Origin of the sequence: Bacterioplanoides pacificum (genome assembly GCF_042648445.1) — a bacterium.
GTDB lineage: Bacteria > Pseudomonadota > Gammaproteobacteria > Pseudomonadales > Oceanobacteraceae > Bacterioplanoides > Bacterioplanoides pacificum.
In genome coordinates this window covers 705,559-724,736 of the sequence record NZ_JBHRYB010000001.1, presented here as the reverse complement: position 1 = coordinate 724,736, position 19,178 = coordinate 705,559, and the positions used below count along the sequence as shown (strand labels likewise).

Here is a 19,178-nt window from a genome sequence, read left to right as displayed (position 1 = left end):
AATCGAAGTCGAGTTAAGCCTCGGCAATGATCACCGCGCGCAGCGGCGCCGGGTAACCTTCGGCGGTTTTATTGACGTCGTTCGGATCGAGGAAGTCCTGCAGTGAGTTGTATTGCATCCAGTCGGTGCTGCGCTGTTCCTCCAGTGAGGTCTGGTTTAAGTCCACGACCCGGGCATTTTTAAAGCCAATACGGCGACACCAGAGCAGTAAGGTTTCAGTGGAGGGCAGGAACCAGACGTTACGCATCATAGCGTAGCGGTCTTCCGGCATCAGCGTGGCGCCCAGCTGCCCTTCTATCACCAGCGTTTCCAGCACCAGTTCGCCTCCCGGTTTTAACGCGTCCTTTAACTCCTGCAGGTGCTCCAGCGGCGATTTGCGGTGGTACAACACGCCCATGGAGAACACGGTATCAAAGGCTTTCAGCCGGGCCGGAACGTCTTCCATTTTTAATGGCAGTAAGTCAGCACGCACCGGCTCCGCCTGGGCAGACTGCAGATAGCGCTTCATCGCCTGAAACTGCATCAGGAACAAACGCGACGGGTCGACGCCAATTACCCGGTAAGCGCCCTCCCCCAACATTCGCCACATGTGATAGCCCGAGCCACAACCGACATCCAGTACCAGCCGGTTTTTCAGCGGCGACAGATGTGGCAGCACCCGTTGCCACTTCCAGTCTGAACGCCATTCGGTATCGATGTGTGTATCAAAAAACTGAAACGGGCCTTTACGCCACGGCATCAGACCTTTCAGCCCCTCATACACCTGCTGCTGTTGCTCAGCGCTGATGGCATCACTGCTAAGGCGCAGGTCATGGGCGGTTAAATCCGCCACCACCTCATCGATAACGGGCAGGCTGTGGAGTGCATCCAGCCAGCGTTGCTGGTCGCCGTGTTCTTTATCGACCAGGATCTGCTGCATTTGTTGTGGCAAAACCCCGGCCCAGGGGGCCAGTTTGCCATCGCGCATAAAGGTAGTGAGTTCGTCGAACCAGCTGAGTATGTTTTCTTTCATCGTTACTTGCTAAATCGGGAGTAACGAAACGGGAGCTCTTTTAGCCGCACCTATCGCAAGGCACATCCCTGTGCCTACGATAGGCCCGAAACATCCTGTTTCTGCTATAAAAAGAACACCCATTTCGATACTCGACTGTATTCAGAAATCAGTTCCCCCGATTTCTCGGTAAATTTAAATTAAGTACCTTATAAAGTTTTCCGCAGAAGCAACATGGATGTTGCGCGCACGCAACGATCACAGGGACGTGGCTTTTGCGTGCCGGCCGGAAAATTTTATAAGGTACTTAATTAACGTTTCCCGGCGATTATTTAACCGCCAGAAACGACACAAAATTAAAACACTGATACCAGCGAATCACCTTGCTAAAGCCCGCGGCCTTCAGGCGCTCGATGTGCACGTTTTCGCTTTCCGGGATCAGCACATTTTCAATGGCGCTGCGTTTTTGAGCAATTTCCAGATCGGAATAGCCATTGGCCCGTTTAAAGTCGTGATGCAGATCGGTTTGTAACCGCTGCTCCTGATCATCGAAACAAATTTTCTCCGACAGAATCAGCGCACCACCCGGCAGGGTCGCTGCGGCAATACGGCTTAACAGCGCCAGGCGTTGCTCCAGTGGAATAAACTGCAGCACAAAGTTCAGTGCTGTCACCGAGGCATTAACCAGCGGATACTGGCAGATATCGGCGCAGGCCAGTTCCACCGGCGCCGCGTCGGCAACAAAATCCGCCTCATCAAGGGCGACATAATGACCGGCACGCTCAACCATTGACTGCGAATTATCGATGGCAATAATGCGGCAGTCTGCCACCTTATTGTGGATGCCATGACGCATCGCCAGGGTAACCGCACCGAGAGAACAACCCAGGTCGTACAGGTTGCTGCCAGGCTGAGCATAACGTCCGGCGATCACACCAGACATAGCTACCGTTTCGGCATAGCCCGGCACCGAGCGTTTGATCATATCCGGGAATACCCGGGCGACGGCCTGATCGAAGGTAAAATCAGCAACCTGTCCCTGGTCGGATTGATAAATGGTATCGGTTTCGTGTTCTGGGGTATGGCTCATAGCGTTGACAGATCTAAGGCGGTTATAAGCCGCGCATTCTACCAACGCCAGAGCAATTTAAACAGCGACCCTGGCGGCGACTCAGAGCAGCTCGTCGTTCAGCTCCTGAGTCAGCGCCGCTTTGATTTTCGCCATCATGGCTTCTCCGGCTAAACGCCCTTCAATGCCTTCAGCCAACTTGATCTTTTTGCCGTCGATATTGGCGTAGATCGCCAGGTATTCAGTTTTCACATGATCCTGCGAGGTTGAGCTCATGGTCACATCCAGACTCAGCTGTGACGGCGATGTAATACGACCGTTACGCTGATATAACTGGCGGCCAAAAACACTGCGAATGATCTGCACATTGCCCTGATGAATCCGGGCCTCCAGTTTGCGCCCCACGAGGAACACACCAAAACCAAACAGGCTCCAGCCCACCAGAGTAAAGACCGGTGCAATCAGCCATAACACACCACCCTCCTCCAGCATCAACAGCAATAACCCTAACCCCACCAGGCCAAAGACCGCCCCAATGCCCAGTAATATGCCCCACATACCGGCGTTACGTCCGGCTTCACTGACAATCTCGGTTGCCCCCAGGGCATCGGTTTGCATATCAATTTGCTGCTCGACGCTCTTTTCAGCCTCCCGACGTTGCTGCTGCTCAACCTGCTGCTGGTGCTGCTGCGGAATACTGACCTGGCTGGGGCTGGCCGACAGACCCATGGCAGCGGCATAGGCCGGCGATAACACCGGTAATTCCCAGCTGCGTTTGAATTCGATCAATTCGGTGATCTGAGTGCCCGGTACTTTATGATCGTTGCTGACCTGGCCTGTGGCCGTCAGTTGCCAGCTCACCGTACCATGGTATTCGGCACTGTTACTTTCCGGCACATTCTCCGGCAAGGTAAACAGAAAGCTGACTTTCTGTACACCGCCAGCCTGAGGCTCAATGTACGCCGGAGCTTGCTGCTGGTGAATCACACTGGTGTGAGTCGTGCTGTTATCGCCAGAACCACTGCTGTAAGTGTGCAAACAGCTGAGGCGAAGCATCAGGCCATTGCGCGGCTTAGCGGCCAGCATAAAGTGACCACCAACCTCGTGACCGACTATCGCGGGTAATGGATCCGGAGTGATGACCGTCGGGCCGATTTTCTGATAATCGCGTCGCGATTTGCGGCCCCACAAAAACACACCGCCACCCACCACCAAAAACGGTAAACCGCCAAACACATAGCCTTCCATGTTAATCAGGCCGAGCAGGCTCACAATCAGGCCTGGGGTGCCAAATACAGCACCAATTATCATTAACGGTTTGTGCGCACCTTTCTGCTCACTGGCGATGCCCTGGTCGCGTATTTTCTTCAGCTCCCGTTGCAAATCCGCATTCTTTAACGAAAACCAGATAATGGCGCCACCAACACCGCTAAACACAACCGCAAAAAACAGCGCCATCAACAGCCGGAACGCCAGTGGCTCCTCCTGAGCATCACCGGTGAGAATAACCACCGCGGCAAACAAACCGGCGGCCACAAAAATACCACCAAACACAGTGCCAACAATGCGGCCCTTTTTCTTGTTGTATTTTTTATTGGCAGGTAAAGAACGAGAATCAGACATCCGGACTTCCTTGTAATGGGTTTTAATTTTTTTGCTGAGTGAATCTTTGGCACCCGAGCCTGTTAGTATTATTTCGGGCGGGCCACTAATCTGCCAGGCCTAAATGACGCCGGATTGCCTGTTCAATAAATTCAATCCGATCCTGGCCCCACAGCGTCAGCTCACCGTAGCGCAGCGACGGTACACCCCATTGGCCCTGAGCGATCATTTCTTCGCGATTGGCTTCCGCCCAATCGTGCCAGGCGGTCTGCCAATCCGGCCGTTCAAGAATGGCTTTTGCCTGTGACCACTGCAACCCGGCACGTTCGACAATATACTTTAATCCGGCATCGGTTTCCGACAAAATACCTTCGGCGTTCACGCCGCGGGCATAACTCAATAAATAGTCCGTAGCGCGGCCTTGCTGCCGGGCGTTGTGTTGCCACATCTGTGGCTCCGGGTACATATCATCCTGCAACTCAGCACAGATATTCAGCTGCCAGTTCACGGCAAAACGCTGTTGCAGCTGTGGCAACACCTGCACCAATAAATAGCTGTAAGGATCGGCGGCACGTAACCAGACGTCCACTACCGGTTGCCCGGCAGACAAGGCCTGGCGGGCCCGCCACAACCGGCGACGGGTATTTTTCAGCCCGTGACTGCTCAGCAGCCGGGCCAGCTGAGGCTGGATATAGGGTTTTAACTTCATAGCGGAGAATCGATGGTGGCCGAAATTATCAATTATTTTGCGTTATACTAGCCGATCAGACCTCTGATAACCCAGAAGTTCCGTCATGAATAAACGTCCCAGCAAAAATCAGGTTCGCGATCAGATCAGCCAGGAAGTTGAGGAATTTCTGCGCCAGGGCGGAGAGGTCAAAGAGCTGGAACGCGGTGTCAGCGGCCTGGTGAACGGCGCCTATAACGACCGTTCACTGGGGTTTGAAAAACCGAAAGAACAACGCACTCCGGTTGACCACCTGCTGCGCGATATTGATCAGCGCCGTCAGCAAAAACGTAAACCGGAACACAAAACGCCCTCCCGGCGACCGCGCAAAAAAATTATCTACGACGATTTCGGCGAGCCGTTACGTATTATCTGGGAAGACTAACAGGTCCATCATGGAAGAGCATATCCTGCTGCTGGCAGCTGCCACTCTCTTTTTATACGGTTTATTAGCGCGCAAAATTGAGCAGGCCGACATCACCGCGCCGATGTTATTTACTGCCCTCGGCATTGCCTGTGGGCCACTCGGGCTCAACTGGATATCGACTGAACTAAACGATGAGCTGGTAATGATCATCGCAGAAGTTACTCTGGCAGTGGTATTATTTACCGATGCTTCACAAATCCGCTTAAAACATCTGACCCAATTCGAGCGTTACCCCATTCGCCTGCTGGCCATTGGTTTACCACTGACCATTGTCTGTGGCGCATTAACCGGTCTCTGGCTGACCGGGCTGGGCTGGCTGAACGCCGTCATTCTGGCCATTATTCTCACCCCCACCGATGCTGCTCTGGCCCAGAGTGTGATGGAGAAAAAAGCCATCGACCGCAACCTGCGCCATTCTATTAATGTTGAAAGTGGCCTGAACGACGGCATCGCCCTGCCGCTGCTGTTACTGGCATTAGCACTGTCTCAGCTGGGAAGTATCAACCAGCTGAACACCAGCCACTGGCTGGAATTTATCAGCCTGCAGCTGATTCTGGGTGCGGTTGTTGGGGTATTCATTGGCCGTAGCGGCAGCTACCTGATTAATCGGGCGCACTACAGCCACTGGATATCCCCGTTGTATCAGCGCTTATCCTCCATCAGTATTGCCCTGGTGGCCTTCAGTGCTGCGGAGTTGTTACAGGGTAATGGTTTTATTGCGGTATTTGTTGCCGGACTGTTTATGCAGACACGCCACAAAATTGTGATTCAGCGACTGAAAGAGTTTGGCGAAGCGGAAGGCGAATTATTAACGCTCAGCGTATTTTTTATTTTTGGTGCGGTTTTTGTGCCACTCGCCTGGCCATATCTTAGCGCCGATATTGTGCTTTATGCGTTATTCAGCCTGACCCTGGTACGTATGTTACCGGTCTGGCTGAGCCTGCTGGGGACCGGCCTGGCGACAAAAAGTAAATTATTTCTGGCCTGGTTTGGTCCGCGAGGTATCGCCAGCATTCTGTATCTTTTGCTGGTCATGCAACAAACCGGCACGTCGGATAACTACCCGCTACTGCAGGCAACGGCGATTGTCACCATTGCCCTGAGTGTGTTCCTGCACGGCGCCTCGACATCGCTGTGGATCTGGTTATTTAAAGCCAGACCCGACAAAACCGATCCCTCCTGATTGAACCTGCCCTACAGCTTATTGAATAACGATAAACGTGAAATCGTGGAATAACTTTGCTGTGCCGCTTCCAGCAAAAAACTCTGCAACGATAACCGGCTGACCGCTTCGGCAAAGTCGACATCGGATAACTTCGACAACACTTCTTTATTCACAATTTCGATATCGGCCGATAAATTACGGGTGTTTTCCACCACGTTTAGCCGCGCCCCTACCTGACTGCGGATTTCCGATACCGAGCTCTGAGCAAACGTCAGATTGGTCAGGGTGTCTTCGATCAGCGTATCCAGCGTCGCTGAGTCCGTCGGATTATCTTCCAGCCGGTTCAGACCCTGCTGTAAACGGAAAATAGTATCCGTGATGCTTTGTTTCGGTGTCGACTTCACCAGCGCTTCATCGCCGGGCTGCGGCTCGCCGGTTAAGGTAAAGGCGATACCCGCTGCGGTAATTTCAGTACTGGCACTGAACGGCTCATTCGCCAGGCCATCCACCACCCGGTTATCCGACATCCGCCGTACCGTATAGTTTGGCCCCGGCGGAGTAATGTCAGACTCCGAATTAAAGGTGATCACGATGTCATCCGGGTAAAACTCAGTGTACGCCTCTTTATCCACCACAAAACCGGGACTGATATTCAGCGTGCCGCTGTTCAGCGGATTTTCAAAACTGGTGAAACTGTTATCCGCCGCTTTAACATCAACAAACAGGGCTTTACCGCTGTCACCGGTGGCGACATTGGTCGATGCACCAATCGGCAGAATACGCTGTCCTTCATCACCTTCATATTCATAGCGGCCGTTTTGCTGTAACACAAAAGGAGGGTTCTGGCCCTTAAAACCACCAAAAATATATTCGCCGTTCGGGTCGCGGGTATTAAACAGATCAACCAGGGCACCCTGTATTTCCGACACCTCAGCCGCAATCGCCTGGCGGTCGGTCAGGGTTAATGAACCCCCTCCGGCTTTCACCGTCAGCTCTTTCACCCGGGTCAGAATATCAGTCACTGACCCGAGCGTGGATTCTTCCAGTTTCAGGCGGTTTTCTGCCGCCGTCATATTGCGGTCGTACTGTTCCCGCTGGGCCAGATCCTGCTGCAGCTGCAGGATTTTGGTCGACGCAATCGGATCGTCTGCCGGAGTCAGTACCCGCCGGCCGGTCGATACCTGCTGCTGGGTTTTATTAACGGCGGACTGATTATCGAGAATATTATTTAACCCGATATTAAATGTCTGAAGAGTGGATACCCGCATAATAATTCCTGCCTGTTATCCTGAATTCCTAACGGAATGTGCCAATTAAGGTATCAAAAATATCGCGCGCCACCTGAATAACCTGGGCACTGGCGTTATAAGCCAGTTCGAACTGAATCAGTTTCGACGCTTCTTCATCCAGATTGACCCCGGACAAACTACTGACCGAATTTTCAGTATTGCGTAACAGGGTTTCACTGGAATCTTTATTAATCTGTGCACGACTGGTAATCGAGCCGATATTTTCAACCAGCCGGGCATAGGATTCGGAATAATTGGTGTTACCCGACACGGTATCCTGATTTTGCAGACCAACCAGCGCCGCACCATTGCGGCTGTCGGATGAACCATCTTCATTAAAATCGATGGTGAATTCATCCCCTGCCTGAGCCAGGCCACTGATTTCCACATCAAAACCAAAATACACCGGCTCACCCACCGGACTTTCCGGAAACAGGTTGTTGCCGGGGGGTGCAATTTCCATGCTGTAGTTCGGATCGGTGATCACTTTCACCTGGCCACCCATGGTAATTTTACTGGAGCCATTGGGCCCGGTGGCGCGCATTTCCAGCCGGTTCTGAAACTGGATGCCACCTTTTTCCGTGATGGTTACATCCAGATCACCCGGTAACACAACACCGGCTTGCTCAATTTTGTCACGAATACCGGCCAGCATATCGGCGCCACTGGCATAATTTTCGGTTAATTCAATGGCAAAAGTCCCCTGCCCCGGAACGTCAAATTCATAGCTAAAAGGACCACCAGCAGAAAAGTCGTAACCATCGACCTCGTTCAGCCGGGTAAACGGAGTTTCCCCGGTGCTCCTCAGGTTAATATCTTCACCATTGCTGACCGAAAAACCATCGCCCGCGTCACCGTCGATTTCAACATTCAGGTCGTCGCCATTCAGGGCAATGATCGTGACACGTTCGCCGTCACTGCGGGCAACGATGCCCATATCCTGTAATTCGCGATTGGCATTAATACGTTCGGCCAGAAAATTAGGCGTCATCGGGTCCGGGACTTCCTCCGGGTAACCCTCATCGTATTTGGTTTGCATCGGCCCCAGGGTATCCGTTAACTCCACGCCATTGAGATACACATTGGTGGGCATAAAGCCATTGCTGTCATCGCTGAAATCAGCCAGCTGAATCTGAGTACGGGCCATAGCCTCAACGCCGGGACGTTTACTCAGTTCGGCAGCAATTTCTTTAGCACTGGCATTTTCCTGGGTAATCAGAGTTGGCTGAGTGGTGATTTCACCGCTTACCGGATTGGTATAACTGATATTAATCCGCTCAGGAAAAAAGCCATTTACAGAATCCACCACAGCGGCCGGAGCCGGTGGCTGATAGGTTGGTGCATTCGGCAACATACCACCAAAACTGGTAAACGCGGTTTTCCCCTGATCGGCCGGCAAAATGGAATTGGTAATGCCGGGTGTATATGTCTGGTTCATCAGTGGTGGGAATAACGGAATCGGGTTACCCGGGTCGGTATTATCCAGCACATCATAGGTGGTCGGAGAGGTAAAGCGAATCAGAATCGGTGGATCCAGTTCGCCGTTATTGGCCAGGTAACGGGTGCTGGCATCGTATACCGCACCGGCCGAAATGGTGGCGCTGCCCTGGTTGCCAATGGCGGCATCAGTGGTAATCGGCGAAGCCAGTGCAACCTGCTCAGCCCGGGTTATATTTACCTCAACCTGGGTCGACCCCATACGGGTTGGCATCAGTAAAAATTTATCCCCCGACTGAAAACTGCCTCCTTCAAGCCGGATTTCAAAACCATCCACTTCAATATTCTGCGGCACTTCGCCGGTCAGGCTCTGCGTGGTAATAATTTCATTATCGCTCAGCCGGGTAATACGAAACGTCTGATCATCCGGTCCGGGGAAACTCAGCTGATAATCACTGGCGGTTAACGCACCGGCGTCTTTAATATGAACCGATACCAGACGATCATCCGGATCGGCATTATCCCGGTCGCCTAACACTCGGCCATAGGTATTGGCGGCTTCATTAATATCGTCAAAAAAGTTTTCGCCTTTTAAACCATCAAAGTCGATCCCCAGTTTATGTTGTTCATTAAACGTCTGGGTAATCGCCAGTGCGGTACGGCCTAAACCATTTAACGTCGGGTCGAGGATTTCGCGACGAAAATCCAGTGTTCCGCCCAGCTGCCCCCCTTTAATTTCACGGGTAACATTCTGTACCACGTCACCTTTGCGGAAATAGATATCACTGCGCGACAGATCAGCCTGACCACTGTCGGCAAACATTTCGTTGTAATCGTTACCGATCACCAGCGCCTGTCCATTACCGATAAACACATTAACGCCGGCGTTATCCTGCTGTACGACTTTGACTTCCACCAGCTCAGACAGCTTGGTTAATAAACGGTCACGCTGATCGAGTAAATCATTCGGTTCATTTCCCTGGGCCGATGCGGTGGCAAACTGAATCTGCTCATTCAGTTCAGCAATAGCTTCGGCAATGGTGGTGATTTCTCCGGCAATCACTTCCATCTGGCCATTAATAATTTCGTTCTGCTCAATCAGCCGGTCGCTGATGGAAGAAAAACGATCCGCCAGCCCCTGTGCTTCGGATATCAGGACTTCCCGTGCCGGTAAAGAAGAAGGGTCATCCACCGACGCCTGCAACGCACCAAACATTCGTTCCAAACCGGGCTGAATGCCGGTGCCCGGGTCGGCCAGTAAGCTGTCGATCTGACCCGCATTCTGTGCCAGGGTATCAAACTGATTAAAAGTTGAGGTATCACGGCGTAATTGTTCAGTCAGAAACTGATCGTAAACCCGTCTGACGCTGTCGACCGACACGCCGTTGCCCATCCACACACCACCCAGGTATTGCGGATTATTTTCGTTAAAATTCACTTCCTGGCGGCTATAACCTTCCGTACCGGCATTGGTGATGTTATGACCCGTCACCGATAACGCGGCCTGGTGAGCTTTCAGACCGGAAATACCAATATCTAATAAACTTGCCATCGTCGGTTACCTGTTCAGAGCTGAGTGGCCGCCGCCGGCTGCGCCGACAACAAGGAGTTCAGTGCCTGATTCAGAGTATCGCTGTTGGATACCCGCTGAATTTTTTCGCCGTAGGCCGGGTCAGTGGCATAACCAGCACGCTGTAATGCATGGCCAAACTGATCGGCTGCCAGACCTTTACCCAGCGCCTGCTGATAACGATCACCACTTTGCAGAAACTCGGCATAATCCTGCAGTCCGGCTGCCACCGATGGGTAAGAGCGGAAATCGGCGCGCTCGTTCACCCGCACCCCGGCGCGGTATTCATGGGTCTGAATATTGACACGTTCACCCTGCCAGCGCTGATCGGCTTTAATGCCAAAAAAATTAAAACTGTTATTACCCTGCTGGTCGGTGATCATAAACCTGCCCCAGCCGGTCTCCAGCGCTGCCTGGGCAATCACCGCTTTCGGATCAACATCCAGCTGTTGTGCCACCTGCCGGGCGTGCGGATACAAAGCGGCAACAAATGCTTCCGCAGTGGCAAACTGTTGCCCTTTATCACCGCGCCCGGAGGCAACAGGTGTTGTTACTTGCGGGCCGGTTGTTTCTTCCGCCGGCAAATCGGCAATAACCTGCTGCACCTGGTGCATCACTCCGTCCAGGCTGGAATGGTGACGACGCAAGTCACCCTGCTGCAGCTCCGGTTTATCCTGGGATTGGCCATAATTGCTTAACATCTGGCGATAAATCACGTCCGCCAGGCCGGTACTCTGGGAAGTCGACAAGGATAACGAGATCTGATCGTCGTACATTTTCTGGTAAAAATCAGACTCAGATGAGCTGAACAACGAATCTTCCTTAAACACCTGGTTGGCATCACGCATCGACGACAACATCATGTTCAGGAACATCGACTCAAATTGTTTCGCCACTTCCATCAGCGCGGCATCCTGATCCTGTTTACCGAGCTGACGAATGCTTTGTAAGCCGTGTACATCGGTATAAACGCTGGCTGCCTGTTGTTGTGTCTGAATCATAATTTCCACCTCTGAGGTGGAATATGCAGGATGTTTGCCAACTATCAGGGCACAAAAACAAACAGACGTAATACTGACATAACAGAGAAGCCGCCTCCGCTAACGAAGGCCGGCAGAGAAAGGATTATTGATCGGCAATGCGGGTATATTGATTCAGCTGGCGCCGGCCACGGGCTTGTTTGCCGATGTCAGCCTGCTCCTGTTCCAGCTCGTTTAATAACAGCTGCTCATCCCGGAGTAAGGTTTCAAGAAACAGCTGCTGTTCGTTGGTCAGATTAATCAGTTCATTCATTTCGGCAAACCACTGCTGCAACAGCTGGTTGCGTTCATCAATCAGTTCACTGACCCCTTGCCGCACTCCCTGGCGGATCAGTGACTGAATCTCCAGCGACTGGTTTTTAATACGGGAGAATTTTTCTGCGTTCATATCACAATCAACTCCGCTTTTAACGCTCCGGCCTGCTTCATTGCTTCCAGAATCGCCATTAAATCACCCGGCGCCGCTCCGACTTCGTTGACCGCCTTAACGATACTGTCGAGTGACACACCCGGGGCAAATTTAAACATGCGGTTATCACCGCCATCATCAATATTGATTTCGGTTTGTGGCACCACCACCGTTTCGCCTTCCGCCAGCGGATTGGGTTGTTCCACATTAAAATCTTCCGTGATGGTCACCACCAGATTACCATGAGTCACCGCCACCGGTTCAATCATCACATTCTGCCCCATGACTATGGTGCCGGTACGTGAATTAATAATAATTTTGGCCCGTTCTTTGCCAGTTTCGATCTGCAGATTTTCAATCACCGACAAATAACTGACTCGCTGGGTGGTATCCCGCGGCGCACTGACACGTATCGAAGTTGCATCAATGGCTTCGGCGGTGCCGGGACCTAATAAATCATTAATTTTTTCCACCATCGCTCTGGCGGTGGAAAAATCCGGCCGGTCGAGGTTAAAAATCAGGCTGTCCCCCCGGGCGAAGTTGGACGGCACCGCACGCTCTACGGTAGCACCATTGGGAATACGGCCCACACTGGGCACGTTCACTGTGATACTGGAGCCGTCGTTACCCTCAGCACCAAAACCACCGACCACTAAATTACCCTGGCCCACCGCATAAATATTGCCATCGGCACCTTTTAACGGGGTAAAAATTAACGATCCGCCACGCAGGCTTTTGGCATTTCCCAACGACGACACGGTAACATCAATACGTTGCCCGGGTTTGGAAAACGGCGGCAATTCTGCGGTCACGGTAACCGCTGCAACATTGCGCAACTTCGGATCCACACCAGGTGGCAGGCTGATGCCAAACTCGGTCATCATGTTACGGAACGTCTGGGTGGTGAACGGCGCTTTGTCACCCGTACCATCCAGGCCAACCACCAGGCCATAACCAATTAACTGGTTACTGCGCACGCCGGAAATACTGGTGATGTCCTTAATGCGTTCGGCCAGCGTCAATGAGGAAAAAAACAGCAGAAAAACAGCGATAAAAAGTTTCATAGTTTTACCTCAGAAAGGCCACCACGGAGAATTTAACAAACGATCGCCCAACCCTTGTTTGGTTGAATTATCCAGCGCACCACGACCACCAAAAGAAATACGCGCATCGGCGACTTTACTCGATGCCACGGTATTATCCGGGGTAATATCCTGCGGCCGGATCATGCCGGTAATACGGATATATTCGTCGCCTTCACTCAGAGTCAGCCATTTTTCACCGCGGATTTTTAAGATGCCATTGGGCAGAATATCCGCCACTGACACACTGATCTGGCCGGTTAAACTGTTGGAGCGGTCAGCCTCCCCTTTACCGGAAAAATCTTTCGCGCTGTCGTAATCGGTATCCAGGCCAATATTACGCCAGCCCGGTACCATACCGGCAATCGCGTTCGGGGTGATGGCGGCACTGGAATCTTTTTCAGTGGAGGTTTCAGCCGATTTGCGCGAGCGGTATTGCTCGTTAAAAATCACCGTGATGATGTCGCCGACCCGGCGTGCCTGCTGATCGGTATACAAACCGCTGCGGTAACCGCTGTTAAATAATGAGCCACTGACATTCGGTGGCGGCGTCAGGCTTTGTGCCGAAACCGGTGCGTAGGCCGGATCATTCGGATAGACATCGGCTTCGAACGGCACCGATGTGCAGGCGCTTAATAACACGCCGGAAAAGGCCATCATTCGTAACATCAGTAAACGCACCATAACATCACCTATACGTTCTGAGTCAGAAACTGCAGCATACCATCCGCCGCCGAAACGACTTTGGAATTCATTTCATAAGAACGCTGCACGGTAATCATTTTGACCAGCTCTTCCACCACTTCAACATTGGACTTTTCCAGTGCTCCCTGCTCAATATTGCCAAATCCGGCTTCACCGGGAATACCGGCCTGAGGAGCACCGCTGGACGCGGTTTCACGGAACAGGTTACCACCGGTCGCTTCCAGGCCAGCCGGGTTAATAAAGTCGACCGTTTCGATCTGCCCTAACTGTTGAGGGTTCGGGTCGCCGGTAATCGTGACCTGCACGATGCCGTCCTTGCTGACGGTTAATTTATTCGCCTGTTCCGGTACGGTAATCTGCGGCTCCAGTGGGTAACCATTAACATTCACCACCACCCCTTCGTTGTTAATATGAAAGGTGCCATCGCGGGTGTAAGCAATATTGCCATCCGGCAGGGTGATCTGAAAAAAGCCGCGGCCATTAACTGCCATATCCAATGGCTGATCGGTTAATTCCAGAGAGCCTGTAGTAAAGATTTTTTGCGTGCCCGCAGTTCGTACCCCGGTACCTAACTGCAGACCAGACGGTAAACGGCTGTCTGCCGATGAATTAGCGCCGGGCTGACGCTGAATCTGATACAACAGATCTTCAAATACCGGACGGTCTTTTTTAAAGCCGGTGGTCGCCACGTTGGCCAGGTTATTCGATACCGTTGATAACGCCAGGTCCTGAGCTTCAAGGCCGGTTTTGCTTACCCAAAGTGCTGGTAACATACTAATTTCCTCTTGGTTCAGGGTTATTGCGCTGCCAGAATCTGTGTGGCAGAGGACGAATTTTCGTCCGCTTTTTTCATCATTTTGACCTGCATTTCGTACTGACGATTCAGCGCAATCAGATCAGTTAATTCTTTTACGGCATTGACATTACTGCCTTCGATAAAGCCGTTCACCAGAGTGATATTCGGATCGGCCGCGGCCTCCTGAATCGCCGGATCACGGAAACGGAACAAACCGTCTTCGCCTTTTTCCAGCTGTGCTGCATCCGGGTTAACCAGTTTCAGCTGCACCGGCTCGGCAACCGCCGCCGGCGCTTCGCCTAATGGCTGGACACTGACGATACCGGCACGACTGACTTCAATTTTTTCGAATTCCGGCAATACCACCGGACCTCCGTCACCGATCAGCTGCAGACCATTGCCATTTAATAACCGTCCGGCTGGATCCACACTCAGATCACCGGCCCGGGTGTAAGCTTCTTCGCCATTCGGCCCGACCACTGCAAACCAGCCGGCACCTTCAATCGTGACGTCCATACGGCGGCCGGTTTCGATTAACGGCCCCTGGCGAAAATCGCTGGCCGGACGTTCGGTCATGGCATAAGCCCGGGTCGGGAAATGTTCACCAAACACCCCCATCGCCCGGCTCTGGGTGTAATCCGAGCGGAAACCGGTGGTATTCACATTGGCGAGGTTATTCGCATGAGCGCTTTGCCCTAAGGTGTTTTGTTTGGCACCCGACATGGCGATGTATAACGCACGATCCATAACGACCTCTGAAAAATTCTGACTTTCCAGAGTTATTGCAGTAGTCGTGCCAAAGACAAAAATTTGATAGTTTTCAGTGATTTAACTGTTTTAAAGGGAATTTTGACGGTAAAAGCGGCAAGCTTTCCGTCAAGATAACGGAAGGGACTTGCCGCTGCCCCTATCCCCGTCAATCAGGTCAGAACATAGCAGTACTTTTAGTCACACTCGTCACAATCGCCATCCCTGGCTCGGGTGACGAGCCGCCGTTCCAACGGCTGTTTTAAAAGTACCGCTACGCTCCAACCCTCACTAATCGTATTAAACACGAGAATTTTTAATAGCAGCCTTGCATCAAGTTTTGAAAACGTTTTTCGAGGCAGCTAATACAAGGCAAAAACAGGCGAAAAAGCAGAGTTTATAAATCATAAATGAGCATTTTGAGCCTGTTTTTAACGCCGTAGTAGCAACGCAGATAGTTTTCAGCGATCAGATTTGCAGAATGGTCTGCGTCACCTGATCCACCGTCTCAATGGTTTTTGAGCTGGCCTGGAAGTTCCGCTGAGCAATGATTAACCCCACCAGCTCCTCCGACAGATTCACATTCGAATCCTCCAGTGCCGATGAACGGATCTGACCAAACGAAGCCGTACGCGGTGAACCAATGGTCGGCACTCCCGATTCAAACGACTCTGCCCAGCCAGTATCACCCAGTGGTGTCAGCCCTTCCGGATTACGGAAGTTACCCAAAGCGACCTGACCCAACACCTGTGCCTGGCCATTGGTAAAGCGGGCAAACATGACCCCTTCGGTATCAATTTCCAGCCCGGTTAAGCGACCGGTGGAATAACCGTTCTGATTCACCTCATTGACCGCAAATGCACCACCGTGCTGAGTAGAACCGGTCAGATCAATCTGAAAGTTAGAATTGCTTGGCGGATCACTCAGCGGCAAACCACCTTCCAGCACATTGGTCGACCCCAACGCCCCGGTTAAGGCACCATCGGCATCACGAGGATCCCAGTTGGTAATGTACATTTCCCCGGTCGCTTCGGTATCCAGAGTACCGTCCTGATTAAAGAACAGCTCGTGGCGGTAACGGGTTGGCTCGAGGTTTTGCGGGAAAGGCAACGAGGCGTCCGGATCCCCGACATCGTAACCATCAATCTGCACGTACATCACCCACAGGTTCTGCTCATTCGGACGATCGGGATCCAGCGGTTCCTTAACAAAAAACTGTGTCATTTCATGCGGATTACCCAGACTGTCGTATATTTTGGTCGAGGTCGCATGGTTGTAGGTATCCTGATCGGTCGGATCAAACGCATTTAAAGTATAAGGGGTGAACTCATCTTCGGTTAAAGCGCCAAAAATACCTGACACCATCGGATCCGGCTGGCTCATGCTATAACCTTCGTTCAGGGTAAAGGTAATGACCCCACCCACTGCGGCTGCGCTGTCTGCCTGCGGATTACCACCCAGAACAACCGGCCCGGTATTCGCTTCCCCCTGAATCACAATCGAGTCGGTGACTTCACTGCTGGACATTTCCAGCTTAATATCACGACCGATTTCGTTGGTGATAATCAGGTCGCCGGCATCATTGGTGGTGGCATTAAAGCCCGGTAATGTAGTGCTGCGATACGAATTAATTTCTTCCACCAGATCCGGAATACTGGTTGCCGTTAACACCTGTCCATTCAGTGTCAGCGACATATCATTGCCGGGCGAGTTATAGCCCGACAGCGGGATCGTCATGGTGGTTAATGCCGACGTGGTTACCCCGGGTTGTTTATTAAATATCGAGACAATTTCATTGGCTTCGGCATTTTCCGGAATGGTAATCACGGTTTCTTCACCATCCGGTCCGGTCAGGGTCACTTTCTGCTCCGGATACTCATTACTGACTCCGGCGATCCCGGTCGTCAGCAAAGCATTGTCTGCCGGATCAATCTGCAATAAACCGTACATTTCTTCAGCACTGATGTCCGGACCATTGGCGGTCACATCGCTGATGGAGATAATCGACGCCTCACCAGACTCAACTGCGACCAGACGCAGTTTAAACTCAGGTGGCACCACATTCGGCTCAATCTCTACTGCCTCGGCGCGTACACCGATGTAGTTTTCGGAGTCCTGACTGTTCAGCTGACGGTTAATACTGGCCGCCAGCTGTTGCACTGAGCGGTATTCTTCATCCAGCGAAATCAACACCGAACCACTGCGGTTTTCTTCGTCCGGAGCGGGCACTGTAAGGTTGATACGGAAGTTATTACTGCGGTCAATTTCATTCTGACCAGCCACCACAAACATGCTGTCCAGTCCCAGAGCAGCCAGTGCCTGCGGCTCACCTGCGGTGGCGGTCAGCGATAACCCTTCGCCGGAACCGGTACGGGTATTGGTAAATACCAACTGGCCGCCCACCGCATCAACACTGACTTTACCGGCAATACCAGCGGCACCGATAAATACGTCAATCTGTTGCTGAATGGCAATCGCCACGTCATCCAGTGACGCATACGCCGCCGGTGGAATGGTGATAGTGAACGGACCACCAGCGTTGCCGGTGGTGCTGGTTACTTCCAGCTGGAATTCATTGTTGGCTAATACCGGCTCTTCACCGCCGTCAAACCGGTTACCAGTGAGGAAGCCCAGATTGGTTAATGACAGATTAACCGACGATACCTGATTATCTGCGATCTGCACAAAGTCGCCCCGGCTGGCGGCACTGCCTGGTACCGCTGGCGCGCCCTGAACCCGGAATTCAATCCGGCCGGCATTATTGACCGCCACCACTTCTTCGGCACCGGCACCGGCGGTTGCGGTGATCTGTGTATTGATCTGAGCCACCGCATCATTCACATCCAGCGTGGCATAACCGGAACCTGGTGCTGCGCCCTGCCAGGCCGCTTCACTGAGGTTTATCGGATAAGTTGCACCGGTTTCGGTAGCGATAGTAAAGGCCAATACATTGCCACTGCCGGTACTGATATCCAGCGCGCCGTAGACGTTATTGGCCGGTAATACCGCAAACTCGCCCGGGTCACTGTTAACAATATTCAGCGGCGGCGTCGCCGTGGTACGGGTTGTTGTGGATGTACCCGGTACACTGCGGAAATCAGCCGTCAGCGGGTTAGAACCCACAAATAACCGTGACCCTTCGGTACCGGCCACCACCGCCCCACTGGCACCAAAGGCGGTGTCCCAGGCGGCGGTATTACTGATGCTGAAGCTGGTGCCATTCGTGGCGTTATAACCGGCACGGGAAATCAGCAACTCGCCACCGGGTGTTTGCTGTGAAGCCAGCAACTGGCCGGAGCCAAACACACCGTCCAGGGATGACTGAATATCGTTCAGCACATCGGCCACGGTGCTGCCGGCGGCCACACCGTTAAGCGTTACGGTTTGCACGCCGTTGCCATCACCGATGTCGATATCCATGGCAATGGCGCCATAACCGGCGGTAGCGACCGTCGCCAGATCGGTAGCAAATGCCACCTGAGCCGGCAGCCCGGCGCTGGTCGGCTGGCCGGAGGTTGCCAGCACGGAACTGGTCGATTCAATAATACCGGCATCAGCGGCACCAATGGCCAGACCATTCGATACCAGCCGCTGCCCCTGCTCCTGCAGCACACTTTCACCGGCATCCAGATTCACGATGGCAGAAACCAGCGAGGTCAAGCGTGGCGGCTGATTGGCCACCTGGATCTGAATATCACCCAATACGCCATTAACCACACCATTCGCATTGGCTTCATATCCCTGTAGCCGGGAACCGTTATTAGCGACCACATAACCGTCTTTATCCAGCGAGAAAATTCCCGAGCGGGTGTAAGACACCGAACCACGATCGTTCAGTACAAAAAAGCCGTTGCCATCAATCGCCATATCCAGCGAGTTTTGAGTGCCGCTGATATTGCCCTGACTGAATTGCTGACGCACGTTATCAACCGTGACCCCACTGCCCACCGGCTGTACCCCGGTACCTAATAAAGTGGTGGTATAAACGTCTGAAAATTCAGCGCGCGAATGTTTAAAGCCCGTGGTGCTGGCGTTAGCGATGTTATTACCACGCACTTCCAGGTCGGTCGAGGCAGCACGAATTCCACTTAAACCAATATTAAATGCCATGTTTTATCTCCT

General features: G+C 52.5%; 15 protein-coding genes. 2 read left to right on the top strand and 13 right to left on the bottom strand.

Annotation, left to right across the window (positions count from 1 at the left end; all coding sequences use genetic code 11):
• Positions 1 to 13: 13 nt before the first annotated feature.
• The 4 genes from cmoB to ACFOMG_RS03275 all read right to left on the bottom strand — a co-directional run bounded on the left by cmoB (position 14) and on the right by ACFOMG_RS03275 (position 4,371).
• Positions 14 to 1,012: a tRNA 5-methoxyuridine(34)/uridine 5-oxyacetic acid(34) synthase CmoB gene (gene cmoB, locus ACFOMG_RS03290; protein WP_376864782.1), complete on the bottom strand. Its 999-nt coding sequence runs from the start codon at positions 1,010 to 1,012 to the stop codon at positions 14 to 16.
• 307 nt (positions 1,013 to 1,319) lie between these two features.
• On the bottom strand, positions 1,320 to 2,081 hold the full coding sequence (gene cmoA / locus ACFOMG_RS03285) for a carboxy-S-adenosyl-L-methionine synthase CmoA (RefSeq protein WP_376864781.1): 762 nt from the start codon (positions 2,079 to 2,081) through the stop codon (positions 1,320 to 1,322).
• Between the two features lie 81 nt (positions 2,082 to 2,162).
• Positions 2,163 to 3,683, bottom strand: coding sequence for a hypothetical protein (locus ACFOMG_RS03280; protein ID WP_376864780.1), 1,521 nt, complete (start codon positions 3,681 to 3,683; stop codon positions 2,163 to 2,165).
• A gap of 85 nt (positions 3,684 to 3,768) precedes the next feature.
• Positions 3,769 to 4,371: a hypothetical protein gene (locus ACFOMG_RS03275; RefSeq protein ID WP_376864779.1), complete on the bottom strand. Its 603-nt coding sequence runs from the start codon at positions 4,369 to 4,371 to the stop codon at positions 3,769 to 3,771.
• A gap of 85 nt (positions 4,372 to 4,456) precedes the next feature.
• Here ACFOMG_RS03275 and ACFOMG_RS03270 point away from each other — a divergent pair, with 85 nt between their 5' ends.
• Together ACFOMG_RS03270 and ACFOMG_RS03265 are read left to right on the top strand one after the other, a co-directional pair.
• Positions 4,457 to 4,774, top strand: a complete 318-nt coding sequence (locus ACFOMG_RS03270; RefSeq protein ID WP_376864778.1) for a hypothetical protein — start codon at positions 4,457 to 4,459, stop codon at positions 4,772 to 4,774.
• A gap of 10 nt (positions 4,775 to 4,784) precedes the next feature.
• Positions 4,785 to 5,999 carry a cation:proton antiporter gene (locus ACFOMG_RS03265; protein WP_376864777.1) on the top strand — a complete coding sequence of 405 codons (1,215 nt, stop codon included), beginning with the start codon at positions 4,785 to 4,787 and terminating at the stop codon, positions 5,997 to 5,999.
• 11 nt (positions 6,000 to 6,010) lie between these two features.
• Here ACFOMG_RS03265 and flgL read toward each other — a convergent pair whose 3' ends face one another.
• The 9 genes from flgL to ACFOMG_RS03220 all read right to left on the bottom strand — a co-directional run bounded on the left by flgL (position 6,011) and on the right by ACFOMG_RS03220 (position 19,166).
• A complete protein-coding gene (gene flgL, locus ACFOMG_RS03260) occupies positions 6,011 to 7,249 on the bottom strand; it encodes a flagellar hook-associated protein FlgL (RefSeq protein WP_376864776.1) in 1,239 nt (412 codons plus the stop codon).
• A gap of 28 nt (positions 7,250 to 7,277) precedes the next feature.
• On the bottom strand, positions 7,278 to 10,259 hold the full coding sequence (gene flgK / locus ACFOMG_RS03255) for a flagellar hook-associated protein FlgK (RefSeq protein WP_376864775.1): 2,982 nt from the start codon (positions 10,257 to 10,259) through the stop codon (positions 7,278 to 7,280).
• Positions 10,260 to 10,273: 14 nt separating this feature from the next.
• On the bottom strand, positions 10,274 to 11,278 hold the full coding sequence (gene flgJ, locus ACFOMG_RS03250; protein WP_376864774.1) for a flagellar assembly peptidoglycan hydrolase FlgJ: 1,005 nt from the start codon (positions 11,276 to 11,278) through the stop codon (positions 10,274 to 10,276).
• Positions 11,279 to 11,402: 124 nt separating this feature from the next.
• Positions 11,403 to 11,705, bottom strand: coding sequence for a hypothetical protein (locus ACFOMG_RS03245; protein ID WP_376864773.1), 303 nt, complete (start codon positions 11,703 to 11,705; stop codon positions 11,403 to 11,405).
• The gene (locus tag ACFOMG_RS03240; protein WP_376864772.1) at positions 11,702 to 12,790 is read right to left on the bottom strand and encodes a flagellar basal body P-ring protein FlgI; all 1,089 of its coding nucleotides are present in this window, start codon (positions 12,788 to 12,790) and stop codon (positions 11,702 to 11,704) included. The genes ACFOMG_RS03245 and ACFOMG_RS03240 overlap by 4 nt, the downstream gene beginning before the upstream one ends.
• A gap of 9 nt (positions 12,791 to 12,799) precedes the next feature.
• The gene (locus tag ACFOMG_RS03235; protein WP_376864771.1) at positions 12,800 to 13,492 is read right to left on the bottom strand and encodes a flagellar basal body L-ring protein FlgH; all 693 of its coding nucleotides are present in this window, start codon (positions 13,490 to 13,492) and stop codon (positions 12,800 to 12,802) included.
• An 8-nt stretch (positions 13,493 to 13,500) separates the two neighbouring features.
• Entirely contained in the window at positions 13,501 to 14,286 is a 786-nt protein-coding gene (flgG, locus tag ACFOMG_RS03230; protein WP_376864770.1) for a flagellar basal-body rod protein FlgG, read from the bottom strand.
• A gap of 23 nt (positions 14,287 to 14,309) precedes the next feature.
• Positions 14,310 to 15,056, bottom strand: a complete 747-nt coding sequence (locus ACFOMG_RS03225; RefSeq protein ID WP_376864769.1) for a flagellar basal body rod protein FlgF — start codon at positions 15,054 to 15,056, stop codon at positions 14,310 to 14,312.
• 468 nt (positions 15,057 to 15,524) lie between these two features.
• Complete coding sequence (locus ACFOMG_RS03220; RefSeq protein ID WP_376864768.1) at positions 15,525 to 19,166, bottom strand: flagellar hook-basal body complex protein; 3,642 nt, start codon at positions 19,164 to 19,166, stop codon at positions 15,525 to 15,527.
• Between the last annotated feature and the right edge of the window lie 12 nt (positions 19,167 to 19,178).